Raw genomic sequence first — 1,790 nt, 5'->3', positions numbered from 1 at the left:
TCTGGTTCTTCTTCACCAGTTGCGGTTCAAAGGAACCATCACGATCACGTGGTGTACGCAGTTCCAGCGGACCATCGCCGGTGGTAACAGTCTTTGTGGAGTAGCCATTGCGCGTGTTAGTTCCAGATTTGGACTGGTGCTTCTCATGACCGAGGTGATGGGTCATTTCAGCATTAAGGGCAGCTTCAACGCTGATCTTTTTCAGAAGGCGATCAAACTGGTTGAGATCGTCAGGGGTTTTGATATTTTTGGCCAGCTCGTTAGCCAGAGCCTGTAACTGTTTTTCGTCCATAAAGTAACCTGCTTTTGATGTTGGATTGAATATATCAAAATCAGGCAATTACACAATCTCGTGTACAGGCTCTCTGCCAGATCGCAGCAGGACAGGCTATCATAGCAAAAGGTTAACAGCGCCGGTTATACCGGCGTTGTTTTTGCAGTAGCCGACAGTTAAAAACAAGAGAACACGTTTTGAATTATCAGTTAATCAGCGACAACAATGGCCTAGAACAGGTTTGTCAGCAGGCGCGTCAGCACACGCAGGTCGCGCTGGATACCGAATTTGTCCGCACTCGCACCTATTATCCGCAGTTGGGTCTTATCCAGCTTTTTGACGGTGAAACCCTCTCTCTGATCGATCCCCTCACTATCAGTGCGTGGCAGCCGTTTGTGGCGCTGTTGCGAGATACGCAGGTGACCAAGTTCCTGCACGCCAGCAGTGAAGATCTTGAGGTGTTTCTTAATGCGTTTGGCGTGTTGCCGCATCCGTTTATCGATACACAGATTTTGGCTGCTTTTCTCGGTAAGCCCTTGTCGTATGGATTTGCTGCATTAGTGGCAGATTATCAAGGTGTGACGTTGGATAAGACCGAATCGCGTACCGACTGGCTGGCTCGTCCGTTGACTGAGAAACAGTGTGACTATGCCGCCGCAGATGTCTTCTATCTGTTGCCGATGGCTGAGAAGATTGTGGCCGAAACGCGTGAAGCCGGATGGCTGGACGCGGCGTTGGATGAATGCCGGTTACTGTGTCAGCGTAAACAGGACATCCTCGCGCCGGAACTGGCCTACCGTGAATTTGGTAACGCATGGCAACTGCGTGGCAAGCAACTGGCTTGCCTGCAACTGCTTGCTCAGTGGCGTCTGAACCTGGCGCGCCAGCGCGACAGCTCAGTCAACTTTGTGGTAAGGGAAGAAAATTTGCTTCAGGTGGCGCGCTGCCTGCCGTCCTCGTTGGGCGAGTTGAGCGCTCTTGGGCTGAGCGGCCTGGAAATTCGTTATCACGGTAAAACACTGCTTGATATTGTCGCACAGGCCAATACGCTACCGGAATCCCAGTATCCTGTGCCGATCGTGAATCTGATCGATTACCCAGACTATAAGCGCGTGTTTAAAGACATTAAAACTCTGGTGACGCAGGTGAGTGAAAGTAGCGGACTTTCTGCTGAGTTGCTGGCATCACGGCGTCAGATTAACCGCTTGTTGAATTGGCATTGGAAGTTGTTTGTTCAGGAAGGTTCGGTACCTGAAATGTTGAACGGCTGGCGAGCTGAACTGTTCGCTGCGCCGCTGCGCGATTTGTTGACTCGCGAAGGGTAATATGTATTAGTCGCGACTAGATCTGACACTGGACCTTGAAAGGTTGAGAATTACCGGTTTTGATATGGGTGTCTGATCCTTAAACAAAACGCGAGGTAACTCTCATGCTTCATACTAACAATCCCATTATCAAACACAAAGCCGGCCTGCTCAATCTCGCCGAAGAACTCGGTAACGTATCAAAAGCCTGC

Annotated in this window: 2 protein-coding genes; one reads left to right on the top strand and one right to left on the bottom strand. The window is 50.3% G+C overall.

Annotated features, from left to right (window positions below; genetic code table 11):
* A partial coding sequence (locus QZ506_RS05230; RefSeq protein ID WP_291969552.1) for a transposase occupies nt 1-292 on the bottom strand: 292 nt, incomplete at its 3' end.
* A 179-nt stretch (nt 293-471) separates the two neighbouring features.
* Between QZ506_RS05230 and rnd the strand changes: the two genes are divergently transcribed.
* Complete coding sequence (gene rnd, locus QZ506_RS05225; protein WP_291969550.1) at nt 472-1,599, top strand: ribonuclease D; 1,128 nt, start codon at nt 472-474, stop codon at nt 1,597-1,599.
* Nucleotides 1,600-1,790: the final 191 nt, after the last annotated feature.

Source organism: Candidatus Symbiopectobacterium sp. (assembly GCF_020054415.1).
GTDB lineage: Bacteria > Pseudomonadota > Gammaproteobacteria > Enterobacterales > Enterobacteriaceae > Symbiopectobacterium.
Note: the sequence above shows the minus strand (reverse complement) of the source record. Positions and strands in the feature narration are given on the sequence as shown.